Annotated in this window: 13 protein-coding genes; 2 read left to right on the plus strand and 11 right to left on the minus strand. The window is 60.9% G+C overall.

Annotated elements, in window-relative coordinates:
* The first annotated feature begins 159 nt into the window (after positions 1-159).
* On the plus strand, positions 160-1,932 hold the full coding sequence (locus CK219_RS05460) for an adenylate/guanylate cyclase domain-containing protein (RefSeq protein ID WP_095765752.1): 1,773 nt from the start codon (positions 160-162) through the stop codon (positions 1,930-1,932).
* A 196-nt stretch (positions 1,933-2,128) separates the two neighbouring features.
* On the opposite strand, the gene CK219_RS05465 is transcribed toward CK219_RS05460, so the two are convergent.
* From CK219_RS05465 to CK219_RS05475, 3 genes are all read right to left on the minus strand, one after another.
* Positions 2,129-3,514, minus strand: coding sequence for a hypothetical protein (locus tag CK219_RS05465; RefSeq protein ID WP_095765753.1), 1,386 nt, complete (start codon positions 3,512-3,514; stop codon positions 2,129-2,131).
* Between the two features lie 198 nt (positions 3,515-3,712).
* Positions 3,713-4,237: a GNAT family N-acetyltransferase gene (locus tag CK219_RS05470; RefSeq protein ID WP_095766169.1), complete on the minus strand. Its 525-nt coding sequence runs from the start codon at positions 4,235-4,237 to the stop codon at positions 3,713-3,715.
* A gap of 89 nt (positions 4,238-4,326) precedes the next feature.
* Positions 4,327-5,136: a hypothetical protein gene (locus CK219_RS05475; protein WP_095765754.1), complete on the minus strand. Its 810-nt coding sequence runs from the start codon at positions 5,134-5,136 to the stop codon at positions 4,327-4,329.
* 200 nt (positions 5,137-5,336) lie between these two features.
* On the opposite strand from CK219_RS05475, the gene CK219_RS05480 reads away from it, so the two are divergent.
* The gene (locus CK219_RS05480; RefSeq protein ID WP_095765755.1) at positions 5,337-6,752 is read left to right on the plus strand and encodes an adenylate/guanylate cyclase domain-containing protein; all 1,416 of its coding nucleotides are present in this window, start codon (positions 5,337-5,339) and stop codon (positions 6,750-6,752) included.
* A gap of 21 nt (positions 6,753-6,773) precedes the next feature.
* Here CK219_RS05480 and CK219_RS05485 read toward each other — a convergent pair whose 3' ends face one another.
* The 8 genes from CK219_RS05485 to CK219_RS05520 form a co-directional block, all read right to left on the minus strand.
* Entirely contained in the window at positions 6,774-7,253 is a 480-nt protein-coding gene (locus CK219_RS05485; protein WP_095765756.1) for a class I SAM-dependent methyltransferase, read from the minus strand.
* 292 nt (positions 7,254-7,545) lie between these two features.
* Positions 7,546-8,727, minus strand: a complete 1,182-nt coding sequence (locus tag CK219_RS05490) for an ABC transporter permease (protein WP_095765757.1) — start codon at positions 8,725-8,727, stop codon at positions 7,546-7,548.
* A complete protein-coding gene (locus CK219_RS05495; protein ID WP_095765758.1) occupies positions 8,724-9,722 on the minus strand; it encodes an ABC transporter permease in 999 nt (332 codons plus the stop codon). Before CK219_RS05495 ends, CK219_RS05490 begins: the two co-directional genes overlap by 4 nt.
* Before the next feature lie 2 nt (positions 9,723-9,724).
* Positions 9,725-11,623 (minus strand): ABC transporter substrate-binding protein, encoded by a 1,899-nt coding sequence (locus tag CK219_RS05500; RefSeq protein WP_095765759.1) that lies wholly within the window; start codon positions 11,621-11,623, stop codon positions 9,725-9,727.
* Positions 11,620-13,515 (minus strand): ABC transporter ATP-binding protein, encoded by a 1,896-nt coding sequence (locus CK219_RS05505; RefSeq protein WP_095765760.1) that lies wholly within the window; start codon positions 13,513-13,515, stop codon positions 11,620-11,622. The genes CK219_RS05500 and CK219_RS05505 overlap by 4 nt, the downstream gene beginning before the upstream one ends.
* A 140-nt stretch (positions 13,516-13,655) precedes the next feature.
* A complete protein-coding gene (locus CK219_RS05510; RefSeq protein WP_095765761.1) occupies positions 13,656-14,996 on the minus strand; it encodes an adenylate/guanylate cyclase domain-containing protein in 1,341 nt (446 codons plus the stop codon).
* Positions 14,997-15,262: 266 nt separating this feature from the next.
* A complete protein-coding gene (locus CK219_RS05515; RefSeq protein WP_095765762.1) occupies positions 15,263-16,606 on the minus strand; it encodes a nucleotide sugar dehydrogenase in 1,344 nt (447 codons plus the stop codon).
* Between the two features lie 114 nt (positions 16,607-16,720).
* Complete coding sequence (locus CK219_RS05520; RefSeq protein ID WP_095765763.1) at positions 16,721-17,899, minus strand: DUF3095 domain-containing protein; 1,179 nt, start codon at positions 17,897-17,899, stop codon at positions 16,721-16,723.
* Positions 17,900-17,913 lie beyond the last annotated feature (14 nt).

A 17,913-nucleotide genomic window follows, 5' to 3' on the forward strand; every position in this document is an offset into this window, starting at 1 on the left:
AGCCGTCGACCAGCAAGCGGCAACGCAAATGGGCATCGAGCGATTAGTGTGGGTTCTGTGGCAGAGCGCTGTCGATTCGGGCGGCTGCCTGGCCGTCCCTTGCGAAAGTTCCCTCTTACCCTCCGTCTTCCTGCTATCCTGGAAATGAGGAGACGACCCATGAGCGAGAATCGTAAGCTAGCGGCAATCCTGGCTGCCGATGTGGTCGGATACAGCCGGCTCGCGAGCGCGGACGAAGATCGTACTTTGGCGAGGTTGCGGGCGCTGCGCAGCGACCTGATCGATCCGACCATCGAAGTGCACCACGGGCGGGTGATCAAGCGCACCGGGGATGGAGCGCTGGTCGAGTTCCGCAGCGTGGTGGATGCCGTGCGCTGTGCCGTTGAGGTTCAGAACGGCATGGTCGAGCGCAATGCCGGCGTGCCGCAGGACCGCCGCATCGAGTTCAGGATCGGCATCCATCTGGGCGATGTGGTCGAAGAGAGCGACGGCGACCTGATGGGCGACGGCGTCAACATCGCCTCGCGTTTGGAGGGCGTCGCGGCGCCCGGTGCCATCTGCCTGTCCGAGGATGCCTATCGCCAGGTCAAGGCGAGGCTCGACCTCTCGGTCAGCGATCTCGGCAGCACGCAGCTCAAGAACATCGCCGAGCCGATCCGGGTCTATTCGCTGCAAGTCGGCAGCGCCGGAACCAAGGCGGCCGCGACCTCGGAAACCGCGACGGAGCGACCGGCGACGGCAGCGCCGCCGAAGCTATCGATCGCCGTCCTGCCGTTTGCCAACATGAGTGGTGACGCCGAACAGGATTACTTCGCTGACGGCATCTCTGAAGACATCATCACCGCGCTGTCCAAACTGTCGCAGCTCTTCGTTATCGCACGCAATTCGTCGTTCACCTTCAAGGGCCAGAATGTCCGTGTGCAGGAGGTGGGCACGAAGCTCGGCGTGCGGCATGTGCTTGAGGGCAGCGTACGCAAGTCGGGGAACAGGGTGCGCATTACCGCGCAGCTCATCGATGCAGCCTCGGGCGGCCATCTTTGGGCGGAGCGGTTCGATCGCGACCTGACCGACATATTCGCCGTGCAGGACGACGTGACGCAGCAGATCGTCGGTGCGTTGGCGCTCAATCTGACTGAGGGCGACCGTCAGCGGCTGGCGCCCGAGTATGCGCGCAACACGGAGGCGTATGACTATTTCCTACGGGGCCGAGAGCTGTGGCACCGGCTGACGAAGGAGACGAACGTCGCAGCCCGCGACCTCTTGCAACGTGCCATCGAACTTGACCCGAAATTTGCCTCTGCCCACGCCTTCCTCGCCCTGACGCACGGGCTCGATTACCTGAACAGGTGGAGTGGGTCGCCGCCGGAATCGATGGCGCAAGCGGAAGAGGCTGCGACGCGAGCGGTAACGCTGGATGAGAGCGATCCCTGGGCGCACTGGGCGTTGGCTATCGTCAAGCTGTATACACGACGGCACGATAAGGCCATCAACGAAGCCGAGCACGCGATAGCCCTCAATCCGAACTTCGCCGAAGGGCACGTGATCCTCGGCGAGGCGCTGCACTATTCGGGCAGGTCCGAAGAGGCGCTCGAGAGTTTCGCCCGGGGCAAGACCTTGAATCCATACTTTCCGGATGTGCTTCTGCATTTCCAGGCTTTGGCATCGTTTCAACTCGGAAGGTACGAAGAGGCCGTTGACCTCTTGCTGCAACGGCTGGCTCGCAACGCTGCCACCGATGTCTCGCGCGCGCTTCTGGCCGCCAGCTACGGCCATCTGGGCCGTTTCGACGAGGCCCGTGGGGCATGGCAGGAGGTGCTGCGCGTCAATCCGGACTATTCGCTGGACTACCGACGCAAAGTCTTGCCCTACAAGAACCCTGCCGATTTCGAACTCGTCGTGGACGGGCTCCGCAAGGCCGGTATCGTGCAATGACAGGTGAGGCCAAGTCAGGTCTGGCCTTGAACTGCAGCCGATCGCGATGGAGCCTCCGTAACCGTTTTGTTTCCGTTTGACTGCTGCTAACCCTCAAGGAAGCGGCCGGATCAGACGCCAGAGGCTCACCGATAAACCGCCGTCGCTTGCGGTTGCACCCTAGAAAAACAGCCTGAGATAAGGGCTGAAGTGAGGCTCAGGTCGCCTTGATCTCTGCCTGGCCGACCTTGCGCCACCGGGCGTCTTCGCGAACGAGTTTCAGGTCGTCGGTCGTCTCGGCAAATGTCCGCAAACGATATTGCCGGAGCAGTTCCGGGAAGAGCGCCCCCTCGGGTAGGCCGGCAAGCTGCTCGCGGACCGAGATCTTTTCATCGATGACCCGCATTCCCCAGGCATTTTCCCGGACCTGCAGCTCGGCAGCCAGATCGCGCTCTTCCGGCGCGTTTTCGTCTAGCGCAGCCAGCAGGATCGAGTGGAAAAGCGCTACATAGCCAATCTGTCTCAAACCGCCCACAGCCCGCACGCGCGGCAATATGGCAAGAACGAGGAACATCAGGAACAAGTTCGGCAGCAGCACGCCGTCCAGCAGCGCCTGCTTGAGATACGGCCGCTCGAACGGGATGGAAAGACCATGCGGCCTGTCGGGCTCGACCAGGTGCCCGTTCTCGAGGACGAGCTTGCGCACGCGCTCCTCGCGGATGCCCCAGAAATAGGCCGTGGTATTGGGCAGGAATCTGCCAAATGGGCTCGATGCGGCCTCTTGCAAGGCACGTTCGAGACGCTGGCGCCTTGCGGGCTCAACGAGCAGCCTGGACAGAAGGCTGTCGTCATATTCCAGATGCCGAGCCATGGCAGCCGCGGCGAGCCGATCATCAATGAAAACCGGCAGGGCCATGCCGGATCGATCCCAATTGGCGACCAGATCCTGGTTGAAGGCTGTCAGCGCATCGGCAGCGGTTCCAAACACCTTGTCTTGACTGGCAAGCAGTGTGCCCAGCCAGCGGCTGGCATCCGTTTCATCGCCCACCGCTTCGAGCGCGCGCTTGTTGAGGGAGACGGGACCGGCCACGCAGACACTTTTGCGGCACAGTTTGTGGCGCCCCATGCCGAACAGGTTGATCTTGTCGTCGCCGACATCGAGCCATCCCGGCCCCTCCCGGCTAATTGTTTCCATGGTCATCGTCGTTCCCATGAAGCCGAAGAAGGCCGACAGCCCGTTTTCGACCGCGCCGAGCCAAGCAATCAGGAGGGCATCGAAGGTGATCCGGTCCATCAGAAGCAGGCAGTGCAGGCCGGACTGAATCACCGGTCTGTGCTCGAACTCTTCGAGGGCCTTGCCGATCTCCTCAGGCTGCATAATCACACCGAGGCGCTGATGCAGGACTTCGCGCAGGATCGAGCGGGCAGCGATCGCGGGGCCGGATGTAGGCCTTGCCACCGGCCGCCACAGATGGCGGGCGTAGTCGGAAACCGGTGCATTCCAGTTCTGCTCGATGTCACGCACGACTTCCGGGCAGAGCGGCGACAGCAAAGCCAGAGGTTCCACCGGAGGCGTAGGAGATGGATCAAAGACGGCGGTCATTGGTCCCGTCTAGCCGCTTGCAGTGCAAACGCCAAGGAGACCAGACTTGCTGGATGCGGCCAGCCCAGATCGTCAATTCGATCAAATGGTGTGAGACGAAATTGACCGTATCCTATGGAGTTCTCCATGAGCAATCACCTGTTCGCCGACCCGGCACGAATTGTCAGATTGGCTAAACAGCTAAGGCTAAACAGGATCTTAGAACCGCAGCCGGGCCATGCTCAGGAGGTCGTGGTACTGCCCGTCGGTAAAACCGGCCTTCACATGCCGACCTTCGACCACGAAGCCGTGGCTTGTGTAGAGACGGAGGGCCGGTTCGTTGTCGGCATAGACGGTCAATTCGACTCGCTTCAGGGCCCGCCAGTTGTCGGCCACGTCAAGCAGCGCGTCAAGGATGGCAGAGCCAATGCCCTTGCCGACAAAGGCATCGTCAAGGCCGATATTGATCTCGCCGATATGCGAACGGCGCGGCGAACCCTGCACGACCAAGCTGCCATGGCCGACGACCTTGCCGTCCAACTCCGCAACGATCCAAGTGGTTTCCTGGCCGGCCTTGGCGATGCGCCGCTCCACCTGCTCCACCATCTCGAAAGGCATTCTGAACGTGCCCCGGCGGAAGCCCGGCATGTTGAAGATAGCGCAAAGTGCCTCCGCATCGCTTGGCCGGACAGATCGGAGCTGCGGCTGGATTTTGTTGGAGGATGGCGAGGTCGTGCTGGTCATGGCGTTCCCGGCGAAGGCAATCGGCCCGGCACGATGCACCGGACGTCACCCGAAAATCCAGTCGTCTCCGTAATCTATGATGCCGATTGCTAGCTAAAATAGCGCAAGGCAGCGTAGAGTTTGAAGACGCCGCTGAGACCGATCCAGCCGAAAAGGGCGAGCCAACACAATGTCCCGGTCGCCGTCCAGCCGATCCGGTGCACTGCAGCGTCGGTGATGAAGAGGCCGAGGATGGCAAGCAGGCCAACCAGAAACTGCGCCAGCCCTAGCACCAGCAGTTCCTCGCGCGGCGCGTTTTTCCAGAGGAGATATACGCCGCCGGCGCCGGCGAGGAAGATTGCGCTGTAGACCTGGGCGTGGAAGGGATCGACCGGCCATGGCCAACTGCTGCTGACCACCCGGGGAAACAGCAACATGCCGACGCCGTATAGCCCAAGGATCGCCGTTTCCGCTGACATGTAGCCGCGCCATGCGGGGGTTAAGGCCACGCCTTTTACCGAAGGACGGGCCCTGGCCCGCCACAGGAACAGCCCGGATACCGCGGCCGAGGCAAGATAGACCAAAAACCACAGCCACGGCGCTTTGCGCTCGAAGTTGAAATAGCCGAGATTGATGAACGAAGCCGCCGAGACGATGACCGTGAAGATGAAGGCCATGACCAGCACGAGCCTGCCGGGCGACCAGCGGTTCCAGAACAGCAGCGCCGCCATCACGACCATTTCGGCGGTGTAGAAGCCTCCGAGGAAGCGGGCATTGAACGGGGTGACGGCCCAAGGCCACCTCGGCTTGACCAGCACAGGCGCGAAAAACAGGCCCGCGCCCACGATCAGGACGATGATGACCGCCACCGAAAAAAGGCGCAGGGCCGCGGGAAATGGCGGATTGTCGGATGTCGGCATGGGAGAGAGTCCCCAAGGTGAATGCCCGTGGACCATCATAGTGCCGCTTGCGGCCGGTGAAAATCTGCCGAATGGAATTGAACCGTCATCAGGTTTGTCTATTCGAATGGTCGCACGGTCCGTTTCGAAGTAAAATGCAGCGGCCGGACCAAGGAGCGGTCCGGTCAACATGGCTTGGGCGCATTTTCGGAGCCTGCACGATGAACGAAGTTCAGGATCTGTTCTCGCTTTTGCGGCAATCACCAGATGTCGATCCACTGACAATCGACGCGATCCAGCGAACCATCGCGGAAGGCGGGGACCGTGAGCTTTGCCGCATCAATGCGCCGGCCTTCGCCAGCAAGCATGGCCTCGACGAGGAGCGCACCATAGGCGCCTTTCTCCATGCGGCGCGGGTCGGCATCTTCGACATTTCGTGGAATGTTCTGTGCCCCGGCTGTGGCGGCGTGCTCGACACCAACGCCACGCTGAAAACGGTGCAGAAGGACGAATACACCTGCACGCTGTGCGCCGAGGGTTATTCACCGACCCTCGACGAGATGGTCGAGGTGACGTTCACCGTCAGTCCCCGCATACGCAGGATCGCCGCCCACAATCCGCATGAGCTGCCGTTGATGGAGTATTTCCGGCAGATCTACTGGGCGTCCGGCGTCGATCTGCCGGATGAAGACTTCGCGAAAAGGATGGAAGAGATCTCGCTGGAGGACATCGAGCTTGCGCCCGGTGAAAAGGCGGTTCTGACCGTACAGCTTCCGTCCGATTTCATCATCGTCTTCGAGCCGGTTACCCATTCGGTGCAGTTCATCGACGTGAAGGGTGAGCCGACAAAGGAGCGCCGAAGCCTTTCGTTGGTCTTCGACCGCGACCATGTCCAGAGCCAGACGCTGGAGATGCAACCCGGGCCGTTGCGCATTTCGCTGGAGAACAGGACCGACACACGCGTGCTGCCGACGGTTTTCATCGCCAGTCAGGGCTTGCACGATCTGCTGGGCAGGCGCCGGCCCTTCCTCACAGCCAAGCGCCTGCTCACCAATCAGACGTTCCGCGATCTCTATCGCACGGATACGCTCGACATCAACCAGCGCCTGAAGATCACCAGCCTGACCTTCCTGTTCACCGACCTGCGCGGATCGACCGCGCTTTACGAGCGGGTGGGCGATCTTTCGGCCTTCGATCTCGTGCGCGCGCATTTTCAGGTTCTGCACGAGATCGTCGCGGCGGAGGCTGGCGCGGTGGTGAAGACGATCGGCGATGCGGTGATGGCGACCTTCGCGACGCCTGATCGTGCGATTGCCGCGGCCCTCAGGATGCGCGAGGCAATGCGTGCGCTCAACAACGAGAGCGGGCGCGAGGATCTGCTGCTCAAGATCGGAATCCATGCCGGCCCCTGCATCGCCGTGTCCATGAACGAGCGGCAGGACTATTTCGGCCAGACGGTCAACATCGCTTCGCGAGTCCAGAACCTTGCCAACGCACAGGCGATCTTCGCCACTCGCGCGGTGGTTGACGACAATCTCACCGCCGATCTGTTGCGCAGGAAATCGCTGAAGCCGGAACCCCACGAGGTCTCGCTGCGCGGCATTGAGCGAGAGATAGCAGTATATACGATCCCCTGAAGACTCGCTCGTCCCGGTCCCTTACACGCGCCTGCAGATAAAGTAACGATCAGCAGGCACCGAAGGCGGCAGCGGGAGGCGTTGCAACTGCGGGTGATCGAGCGGCGTGCCGCTGACCACGATGCCGCCGACGCGAAGCAGGCCCGCGGTCAGATCGGGAAGCCAGGTAGCGGTCACTGCGTCGCGATCTTCATAGCCGGTTCCGATGTCGGCATGAACAAGAGCGGCGTCGATGCCAATGAACCTGATCGCCGTCTCGCGTATTTCGCCGAGCACCAGGTTTTCGGCTTCGGGAATTGAGCTGGAGTGTGCGGCCAGTGCGCGGTCGAACGCCACGATCCGGCGTCCGGGCAGGCGCTCGCGCAGATGGTGGAACGTGCGGCCATTGCCGAGGCCGAGCTCGAGGATGGGGCCCTCGATCTTCGCCACCTCCGCGCAGACCTGATCGAGAATGTCGCGCTGTGCCGTCAGCCTGCGGATGAAACTCTCGAGGCGACTCATATGCGTTTGTGTGTCCTGAACCAGCCCAAGAATCCGGCAATGCCCGCGACCCGGGTGAAACGCAAGAGTAGCGTGCCGGACCCGATCCAGCCTCGCCGCATATAGAGCAATTCCAGGAAAAGTGGAACGGTTTTCCTTCCGGAATTGCGTCAAAACAATGAGATAGAGCGGGTTGCTGTTTCCGTGAAACGGTGAACCGCTCTAGAGGCGAACGGTGAACGCTGCAACAGCCGAACAGCCCGCCGGCAAGCCGGTTGGAATCTGCGGCCCGGCGCGCGGCGGAATAGCGATGTCACTTGTAGGGGTCTGCGGCATCCCGCAAGCCGTCGCCGAGGAAGTTGAACGCCAAGATGACGAGAATGACGGGGAGGATCGGCAAAAGCAGCCATGGATAGAACGCGATCACGCTGACGCTGCGCGCCTCGGTGAGCAGGATGCCCCAGCTGGTTATCGGCGCCCTCAGGCCGAGCCCGAGGAAGCTCAGCGCCGTCTCGCCCAGGATCATGCCGGGTATGGAGATCGTCGCCGTCGCGATCAGATGCGACATGAAGCCGGGAATGAGGTGCCGCCGGATAATGCGGCTGCTCGAGGCGCCCATCAATTGCGCGGCCAGAACGTAATCCTCCTCACGCAAGGCTAGAAGTTTTGAGCGCACGGCCCGCGCCAGTCCGGTCCAGTGGAGCAGCCCGAGGATGACGGTGATGCCGAAATAGATCAGGATCGGACTCCAGGTTATCGGCATGATCGCCGCCAGAGCCAGCCAGAGCGGAATGCTGGGGATCGATTGCAGAACTTCGATTATCCGTTGAACGATCAGGTCGAAGATGCCGCCGTGATAGCCGGCCAGCCCCCCGATGACGATGCCGAGCAGGAAGCTGAAACCGATGCCGACCAGGCCGATTGTCAGTGAAATGCGTGCGCCGTAGATGATGCGCGAGAGCACATCGCGCCCCAGCCTGTCGGTGCCGGCCAGGAAGAGCTGGCCGTTTTCGGCAGGACAGACAAGATGCCTGTCGCCTTCGATCAGGCCCCAGAACCGGTAGCTGTCGCCCTTGCAGAAGAAACGGATCCGCTGAACATCATCCTGCTTGTCCATATAGTTCCGCTTGAGCGTGTCCATATCCAGCGTCATCTCGCGGCCATACACGAACGGCCCGACAAACTGGCCGTTGTGGAACAGGTGCACCCACTGCGGCGGCGAATAGATGTAGTCCATGTTGCGCGTGTGCAGATTGTAGGGCGCCAGGAACTCGCAGATCAGTATCCCAAGATAAAGCGCTACCAGGAATATGCCGGATATGAGGGCAAGCCGGTGCCGTCGGAATTTCCACCACATCAGCCGCAACTGCGACGCCTGGAAGACTTTCGACTGCTCAGGCGTCATCGCCTCGACCGACTGCAGGTCAAAGGGCGCAATGGAAACGTAGTGTTGTAGTGGAGCACCCGGAGCGGGCAGCGGCGATTGCGTATTCATTTGGTGCTCCCGCCCTGCAAACGAATTCGCGGATCAAGCAGCGCCAGCGCGAGGTCGGAAATCAGGACGCCGATGACCGTCAGGAAGGCGAGGAACATCAGGAACGACCCTGCCAGATACATGTCCTGGCTTTGCAGCGCCTTGATCAGCATCGGCCCGGTCGTTTCCAAAGACAGCACGATCGCCGTGATTTCGGCGCCGGAAATGATGGCCGGCAGAATAGAGCCGATGTCTGAAATGAAGAAATTGAGCGCCATGCGCAGCGGATATTTGACCAGCGCCTTGAAGGGATGAAGGCCTTTGGCGCGCGCGGTCACGACATATTGCTTGTGTAGCTCATCGAGCAGATTGGCGCGCAGCCGCCGGATCATGCTTGCCGTGCCACCGGTGCCGATGATCAAGACCGGGATCCAGAGATGGGCGAGGATCGACTTCGCCTTGGCCCAGCTCATCGGCTCGCCGAGATATTGCTGGTCCATGAGATGGCCGATGGACGTGCCGAACCAGATGTTGGCGAAATACATCAGGATCAGCGCCAGCATGAAATTCGGAATGGCAAGGCCGAGAAGGCCGAAGAAAGTCAGGCCGTAGTCGCCCCAGCTGTATTGATGGGTGGCTGAGTACATGCCGATCGGAAAGGCGATGAGCCAGGTGAAGATGATCGTGACGAAGGAAACCAGCACGGTCAGCCACATTCGGTCGCCGATGACGTCGCGAACCGGCAGCTCATATTCGAAGGAATAGCCGAAATCGCCGTGCAGCATTCCGCCGACCCAGTAGAAGTAGCGAATGACCGGGGGCTTGTCGAAACCATACTCCTTGCGCATCATCTGGATGCGATCGGAATCCACCGCTTCGCCCTGAGCCCGAAGCTCGGAAACATAGCTGTCGAAATAGTCGCCCGGGGGAAGCTCGATGATCGTGAACACCAGCGCCGATATGATCAGCAGCGTTGGAACCATCACAGCAATGCGCCAGACAATATATCGAAGCACGCTCAGGACTCTCCAAGCCAGAATGTGTCCATCATATAGACACCGAAATAGGCGGTCGGGTCGTAGCTGTAGAGCGCCTTGTCAGGCAGATTGCGCAGCCGCGAGGACGCCAGAATCGGCTGATGCGTTCCGTTCACCGTGCCGATCGAAAACACCTGATCGGTGTAGATCGACAGCATTGAATTCCAGATTTCGGCGCGCTCAGCGGCTCCGGTCGAAGCGTTCCAGCGCTTGAGCAAAGCCATCAACTCGACGACAGACGGAAGATCGGGCGCCTCACCGAGCGTGCCATGGGACAGGTAGTGAGCACCCCAGAGCGGCCATTGCAGCTGGTCGTCCATGGTGGGAGCCAACTGGTACGGATTCATATCGGCGGTCGGCACGCCATTGTCGATGCCCGACCATATCGACATCATGATCTCGCCGCCAAGCGCGCGGCTGCGGAAGATGTCGCGCTGCGAAGTCCGGACGAACAGGGCGAGGCCGATCTCGCGCCAGTGATCGGTGATGAGTTCGAGCGCGTCGGTTTCCAGTGTGCTTTCGCCGGCCGTTTCCACGATGATTTGCGCCGGGCGTCCGTCGGGAAGTATCCGCAAGCCGTCACCGTCACGCGTCTGAAGCCCGACCTCATCGAGCAGCGCATTGGCCTGGTCGGGATCATGGGCTACCCAGGCTTTCGCGAATTCCGGCCGGTAGAGCGGGCTCTCTGGCAGGACCGTATCGGCACTTTCCTGCGCCAATCCGTAGAACACCGCCAAATTGATCTCGCGCCTGTCCACAGCAAGCGAAAGTGCGCGACGCATGCGCACGTCACGAAAAAGGCCACGCCACACCTGGTCGGCACAATTCAGATTGGGCAGCAGCGCCAGCCGCGAACCCTGTGTGCGTTTCCACAGATGCATCTTCACCGGGTAGCGCTTCTCCGCATCCTTCAGGAAGGAGTAATCGGCAAAGTCAATTCCCATACATTGCAGGTCGCTCTCGCCGGCACCGGTCTTGGCGGAGATGATCGCCGACGAGCTCACATTCATGATTACCCGGTCAACATAGGGCAGTTGCCGGCCATTCTCGTCTATTCGATGAAAGAACGGGTTTCGCTCGAAGACAAACTGCTCGGCCGGCGGCTTGGTCCGGTTCTGCCAGGGATCGAGCGTCGGCAGTTCCGGGTTCTCCGGGCGATACTGCCGAGACATGCGGATATGCAGGAGCGTCCATTTCTTGGCCCTGTTCTCCTCCATCAGGCCGGCGAGCCGGAATGGATCCTGGTATTTCTTGTGGAACTGCTTGAGATAGGCGGCCGGCAGAACAAGCGATAGCGGCGAAGCGGCAGCGAGCTTGGGCAGGAAGTCGGGATTTGGCGCATCCCAGCTATAGCGGACCGTCAGCGGATCGACGATCTCGAAGCGTGGCGGCTTGCCGTCCGCCAGCAGCGTCGGGGGGAGCCCGCCTTGCGTAAGCTCATCGTTCAGCCAGACATCTTCCCAGCAATAGCGAAAATCCTCCGGCGTCAGCAGGCTGCCGTTAGACCATTTATGTCCTTCCCGTATCTTGAAAGTGAAGACGCGATCGTCCGCCACGTCGAAACTTTCGAGAATGTCGGGTTGCAGGTTGAGCTTTTCGTCATAGCCGACCAGGCGAGCATATCCGTAGATGGTCATCAACCGGATATCTTTCTGGCTGCCGATGATCGTGCGCAGCGTGCCGCCATACTGGCCGGGCTGCCGGCCCATTGCAGCGAGGTTCACCACGCGCGGGCTCTTGGGCAGGCGTTTGGCGAGTGCCGGCAGCGCCAGGGCCTTCAGCAGCGGCTGAAGAAATTCTGGCTCCAGATCGCCGGCGTGCAACGTGCTCGGCACAAATGCCGAAGCCAAGAGTCCGAGGACGGTGCGCCGGCTGATCAATGGCGCAGCTCGCTGACATCGGCCGAACGCCGGGCCAGCACGAGGTGGCCGCCGCCAAGATCGAGCGGCGATAGCATATCGTCGCTGCCCTCGTCGCGGAATTGCGGTCCCCAGGCGCTACTGTCGGAAGCGCCGCTGAGCTTCAGCGTCTTGAAATCCATCGGCCTGTCGAGATCGGGGAAAGGCACTGCGGCGACCAGTGAGCGCGTGTAGGGGTGGATCGGTTTCCTGAGCAGGATTTCGCGCGGCGCAAGCTCGACGATACGCCCGCCGCACATCACGGCGATGCGGTCTGCCATGTAGTCCACCACCGCCAGGTTGTGGGATATGAACAGGTAGGTCAGTCCCAGTTCCTTCTGCAGATCCTTCAGAAGGTTCAGGATCTGCGCCTGGACGGAGACGTCGAGCGCCGAAACCGGCTCGTCGCAGATTAGCAGTTCAGGCCCCAGCGCTAGCGCGCGCGCGATGCCGATACGCTGACGCTGCCCGCCGGAGAAACTGTGCGGGTAACGTTTGATAAAGCGCGGATCGAGCCCGATTGCCTGCATCAGGTTCTTGACCATGGCTAACCGGGACGCGGCATTGCCGCGCTGATGGATTTCCAGCGGCTCGCTCAAGATGTTTTCCACCGTCATGCGAGGTGAAAGCGACGAAACCGGATCCTGAAAGACCATCTGGATTTTCGCGCGCAGCATGTGCAAGGCCTCTCCCTCGCCTGCCAGGACGTCGATCGGTCCCTCGCGGCTGTTGAAGATCACAGAACCACCGCTGGGAGTGACGGCCCGCATGAGGATCTTGCTGACGGTGGTTTTGCCGGAACCGCTTTCGCCGACCAGACCCAGGCATTCACCTCGCCTGATGTCGAAGCTCACACCGTCGACGGCGCGAACAGAGGTTTGATGATCCCCGCCGAACCATCCGGACTTGCGGATGGTGAAGGTCTTTGTCAGATCCCTGACCGACAGCAGGATGTCGTCCGGCCCCTCCGATGCCGGCGCGGTCTGCTTGCCGAGCAGGTTTCCGACATTCACCGGCACCTCGCGTAGCGCCTTTAGCCTTTCGCCAGGCTTCAGGTCGAAATGCGGAACGGCTGCCATCAGGCCCTTAAGGTAAGGATGGCCTGGCCGGCGGAATATCGCCTCGACAGGTCCCGCCTCCATGATCTCGCCATGGTACATGACCACCACCTCGTCGGCGACATTGGCGACCACGCCGAGGTCGTGCGTGATCAGCAGCATCGCCATGTTCAGCTTGGTCTGAAGCCCGCGCAGCAATTGCAGGATTTGCGCCTGGATGGTGACGTCCAACGCCGTCGTCGGCTCATCGGCGATCAACAGGGCGGGCCGGCAGATAAGCGCCATGGCGATCATGGCGCGCTGACGCAATCCTCCAGAAAGTTCGAAGGGATACATGTCATAGGCGCGCTTGGGATTGGGAAAGCCGACGAGGCTGAGCATTTCCTCGGTCCGCGCCTTGCGCTCCGCCCGAGCCATGGGCGTATGAATCTGCAGGGATTCGCTGACTTGGTTGCCGATCGTGTGGAGCGGCGACAGCGATGTCATCGGCTCCTGAAAGATCTTGCCGATGCGGCTGCCTCTCAACGCCCGGATTTCGGGCCCATCACGCGACATCTTGAGAATATCCTGCGTCGTGCCGGGCTTTTCAGGATCGGAGAACAGGATCCGGCCGCGAACATGGGCTGTGTTCGGCAAAATGCCCATCACGGCTTGGCTGAGAACCGATTTACCGGAACCTGACTCGCCCACAAGCGCGGTAACCTTACCGGGCAGGACGCGAAGATTTGCGCGCCTGACGGCATGCAACGGCCCCCCCATGATGGCAAAAGAGATGCCAACGTCTTCGATCCGCAGCAGATCGACACTCGAATTCATTCTCACACCAGCCCCACTCTGGCAGCTCTCCAGAAAGCGAGACTAGCGCATTGTCAGCGCAGAGCAACTTGGATTCGAAGCGGTCGCCAGTGGTGGAACCAAACTGGCTACCAAAGGCGATCGGGCCAGATCGCGGCGGTTTACTGGAGCTTACTCGGGTCGCCCGCCGCCATCCGCGCGGCATCGCGATGAAGCAGCATGACCTGCTCGGCGTCCGATCTTCGGTCGTGAATCGGCTCCGGCGCACCGTCTTCATCGGGTACGAGGGCTCCCGACAGATCGGGTGAAAGCACCATCAGCTTCTGCTTGATGCCAGCCAGTTCCTCGTGGCCGAGCGTCAGCCAGCTGTTGGCGCCGCAATAGCCGGCGAAGTCTTTGCTGGCCAGAACGCTGTGCGGATATTTCTTGGTCAGGGTCTGCAGGCGCTGGACCTCGTTCACAGCCGAGCCGAAGACAGAGAATGTGAGCCGGTCTTTAAGCCCGACATTGCCAAACATCACATTGCCGACATGCAGGCCGATACCGAATTTGATGTCTGACAACCCCTGCTCCTTTCGGCGCAGGTTGAGATCCATCATGCGCGCGCTGGCCTTGTGCGCGGCCGCAAGCGCAGCCTGGCAGGCGATCTCGGACTGCGAACGGTGCCTTTCGCAAGGGTAGACGGCAATGAAGCCATCACCGATGAAACTCATGATCTGCCCGCCGTTGCGATTGAAAGGTGCGGCAACGGCGTCGAAAAACTGGTTCAGCGTATCGATATAGACTTCGCGGCCGGAGGTTTCGGCGAGCCTCGACGACCCGCGCATATCTCCCATTACCAGTGCGGCCCGGATTGTATCGCCCTCGCCGCGCTTGATCTGGCCGTCAAGAACGCGCCTGCCAGCGTCGCCGCCGAGATAGGTGGTCATCATGTTGTCGGCGAGCTTGGTGAGCACCGCCATCTTGGTGGCGATAGCGAGATGGCTCTGGATGCGCAGCAGCGCCGAAATCATGCTGTCGCTGAAGCCCGCGGCGCTGTCGGTCGACCAAGATCCCATCATGCCCTGACTGGCGTTGCCGCTGAAGGGATGGACGAAAGCCATGTAATCGGTGATGCCCATAAGCCGGAGGTCATCGAAAACAGGAAACTCCGACACCACCGACGGGTCGAGCCGGCGTCGCAGATGGTCGAGCTTATTGCTGAGCAGATGGTAGTATGGGCTGGTCAGGAATCTCTCAGACGGCACACCGGCCTCCTTGCGGAAGCCTTCCACTTCCATGCCCTGGCCGCGAACCCAGGTGAAGCCAAGCGCGTCATAGAGCGGGTGAAGCATCGAGAAGCTCAAATGCACCCGCTTCAGCGGCAGGCCGGCAGCAGCCAGCCGTTCGCAAAAGCCATTTACCAATGTTTCCAGGTCGTTGCCCGCCAGCGCCGATTCGTTCAGCCAATCGGCAACCTTATCCATGAGAATGGTGGAAATTTCTGCGTACGATGTGCTCATGCTATCTCGAAACCCGTCGGAAGACGGAACCATTATCCTCTGATCTGCCATAACACAGTCCGTCAACGACCCAACGATAAGACCCTCGAAGTTAATGAAACCGGCTTCGGCGGCAGAAGCGGCGAAGAATTTCTCGAATGACCGTCCTTGCAGGCAAGGAGTAGGCGCAACTGCATCTATGTCCTGTGGCGTTATGTGGCGAGGCTGCCGGCGGAGTGCAATCATGATCCTGACATCGGGCAAAAAGTTCCCCAACTCAGACGCCGTCAGGCCTTCAAGACCGTCTCTCGGTCCAGCCCGAGGCGGCCAAAAACATTGCGTGTGTCGACGATTAGAGGGGCGTGATCGGCGATCGTCTGATAGTCGATCGCGTCGTGGTCGGTTGCAACGACGACAGCATCGAAATCCTTCAGAGCCGCCTCGGTCAATTCGACCGAGCGGCGCCCCTTGATCGCCATATGCTCCCGCGTGGTCGGTATCTCGGTAACATGCGGATCGTGGAACTCCGCCTTGCCGCCCCATTCCTCGATGAGTTCAATGAGCCGCAATGAGGGGCTTTCGCGGATATCGGGCACATTCTTCTTATAGGCGAGCCCGACGATGAGAATGCGCGAGCGGCTGAGCGCCTTACCACAGCGCCGGTCCAGCGCCTTCGCCAGTTCATCGACCACATGACGCGGCATGGCCGTGTTGATCTCTGCCGCCAGCTCGATGAAGCGGGTCGGCAGTTCGTATTCGCGCGCCTTCCACGTCAGGTAGAAGGGATCGATCGGAACGCAGTGCCCGCCAAGTCCGGGGCCAGGATAGAACGGCATGTAGCCGAAGGGCTTGCTCTTTGCCGCCTCGATCACCTCCCAGATGTCGATGTCCATCGCACCGAGCACGACCTTCAACTCGTTGACGAGTGCTATGTTGACCGAGCGGAAGATGTTTTCCGTCAGCTTGACCGCCTCGGCGGTCGCCGTGGTGGAAACCGGAACGACGGTCTTGACCACGCCCTGGTAGAAAGCCTGCACGAGCGTCGCCGCTTCAATGCCGTCGCCTGCCACGACCTTAGGGATCGTCGCGACTTCGAAGCTGCGGTTGCCGGGATCCTCGCGTTCGGGCGAGAAGCCGAGGAAGAAGTCTATCTTCGACCGCAAGCCGGTTTCTTCCAGTATGGGCTTGATCACGTCATCGGTGGTGCCGGGATAGGTGGTCGATTCCAGCACGACCAGCTGGCCGGGACGCAGATGCTTCGCAATGGTGCCTGCCGTGTTCCTGACAAAGGAGAGATCCGGCTCACGGTTTTTCGTCAGCGGTGTCGGAACGCAGATGATGATGACCTCGCAGACGGCCAGTTCCGCAAAATCCGCAGTGGCGCGGAACCGTCCGCTCGCCACCTGGCCGGCAAGGGCTGTCGACGCCACCGCCTCGATGTAGGATTGGCCGTTGTTCAGGCTCTCGACCTTGTGGGCTTCGATGTCGAAGCCCGAAATCGGGAAGCCGGCGCGTGCGACCGCAACCGCCAGCGGCAATCCGACATAGCCCAGTCCGATCACGCCGACTTGTGCAGCGCGCGTCGAAATCCGGTTTAGAAGATGGTCATATATCGATCGTGAGGCGTCCAAAAATCTGCTTTCCCGTCAATTCGGACAGGCTGTCCGTTCCCGTGGCGAGGCTCACTTGGTCTCAAGGACCATGGCCGAGGCATATTGCGGAAGATCGGTTTCCGCAAGCCGTCATCAAACCGGCACCTTCGCCTTCAGGCTTGCGGCAGCCCTCGCATAGCCGCCGGCCGCGCCATCGATGAAATGAAGGTGGTCGCGCTGCAGCGGCGAAGCGACGAGGCATGTCATCAAGGCCGATTTCTGGCGGTGCAGGCCATAGGTGCAGATGCCCGCCTCTTCCGCCTGTTTCAGCCGGTTCTCGATCCGTTGCAAGACGTCCGAGTCAACGTCGATGGTCATCTTCAAGCCGTCGTCGAACTTCCGGAAATCCGAATTGCTGGCCACGTCGCGTTTGTAGACCTTCGGATCGAACCGACCGATCGTCCACCCGAATCGATCGGCAACGGCCGCTAGCGTCAGCAGGAACAATATCCACAGCTTCGACAACCACCGCCGTCCTGCCGGCGCCACGGCCCTCGCCTCGAGATCGAAGCCGGCGGGCGAAAAACTGTAGGCCGGCCCGTTCACCGGCACTGGATGGCCATCGCGTTCCTGCCTGCCGGCAAGGGCAATGATGTCGGAAACTAGAGACTGAAAACCGCGCAAGTCGCGCGACGGACCCGGTATGGCTATGATCGAGACGATGTCGCCATGCCGTGCTTCGATCGGGTTCCAGCGGCAGGAGAGGCCGGTCAGATCCGGCCGCGCGCCGACCGGCGCAGGATCGACGCGGTAGCGCCCGGCTTTCATCTCGGTTTCCGCCCAACTGCCACCACCGCCGGCGAACATGGCATAGAAGACCGCTTCGGAGGCTTGGAACCTCGCCACGCGAACGTCGAGACCTTGCGCTCTTATATCTATTATCGGCACGATTGCGGCACGCAAGGTCAGGTCCAGTTCGTCCGCCACCCATCTCTGGACAGCCGCCAGCGCGTTGCGGGTGATCTCCAGCGCCGAGCCGGGAAACGCCACGAGCGCGCCGTCGCCGCCGAAAACAAAGGGAAAATCTTGCCGACCCAGCGCATTGAGCAGCGCCGAAATGACACTGGCCCCGGCCATATTTACGGTTTTATAGCGCCCAGCCTCGATCGCCTTGGTCGAGCCGACAATGTCTGCGGCGGCCAGCGCCCAGTCATCGGGGAGAGGCCGATAGTTGTCGATATCGGCAACGCCTTCGAACTTTGCGAAAACCGGCAGAGAAGCCACAAACGGGTCGGACGCGGCAGCTGTTTCCATGGGCATCAGATAGCACATTCCACTGCTTGAAG

This window comes from Mesorhizobium sp. WSM4313 (assembly GCF_002294725.1).
GTDB lineage: Bacteria > Pseudomonadota > Alphaproteobacteria > Rhizobiales > Rhizobiaceae > Mesorhizobium.

Bases quoted from the DNA above. Each gene is read 5' to 3' on its own strand.
- CK219_RS05460 (WP_095765752.1), top strand. From the start codon at position 160: ATGAGCGAGAATCGTAAGCTAGCGGCAATCCTGGCTGCCGATGTGGTC.
- CK219_RS05465 (WP_095765753.1), bottom strand. From the start codon at position 3,514: ATGACCGCCGTCTTTGATCCATCTCCTACGCCTCCGGTGGAACCTCTG.
- CK219_RS05470 (WP_095766169.1), bottom strand. From the start codon at position 4,237: ATGACCAGCACGACCTCGCCATCCTCCAACAAAATCCAGCCGCAGCTC.
- CK219_RS05475 (WP_095765754.1), bottom strand. From the start codon at position 5,136: ATGCCGACATCCGACAATCCGCCATTTCCCGCGGCCCTGCGCCTTTTT.
- CK219_RS05480 (WP_095765755.1), top strand. From the start codon at position 5,337: ATGAACGAAGTTCAGGATCTGTTCTCGCTTTTGCGGCAATCACCAGAT.
- CK219_RS05485 (WP_095765756.1), bottom strand. From the start codon at position 7,253: ATGAGTCGCCTCGAGAGTTTCATCCGCAGGCTGACGGCACAGCGCGAC.
- CK219_RS05490 (WP_095765757.1), bottom strand. From the start codon at position 8,727: ATGAATACGCAATCGCCGCTGCCCGCTCCGGGTGCTCCACTACAACAC.
- CK219_RS05505 (WP_095765760.1), bottom strand. From the start codon at position 13,515: ATGAATTCGAGTGTCGATCTGCTGCGGATCGAAGACGTTGGCATCTCT.
- CK219_RS05510 (WP_095765761.1), bottom strand. From the start codon at position 14,996: ATGAGCACATCGTACGCAGAAATTTCCACCATTCTCATGGATAAGGTT.
- CK219_RS05520 (WP_095765763.1), bottom strand. From the start codon at position 17,899: ATGTGCTATCTGATGCCCATGGAAACAGCTGCCGCGTCCGACCCGTTT.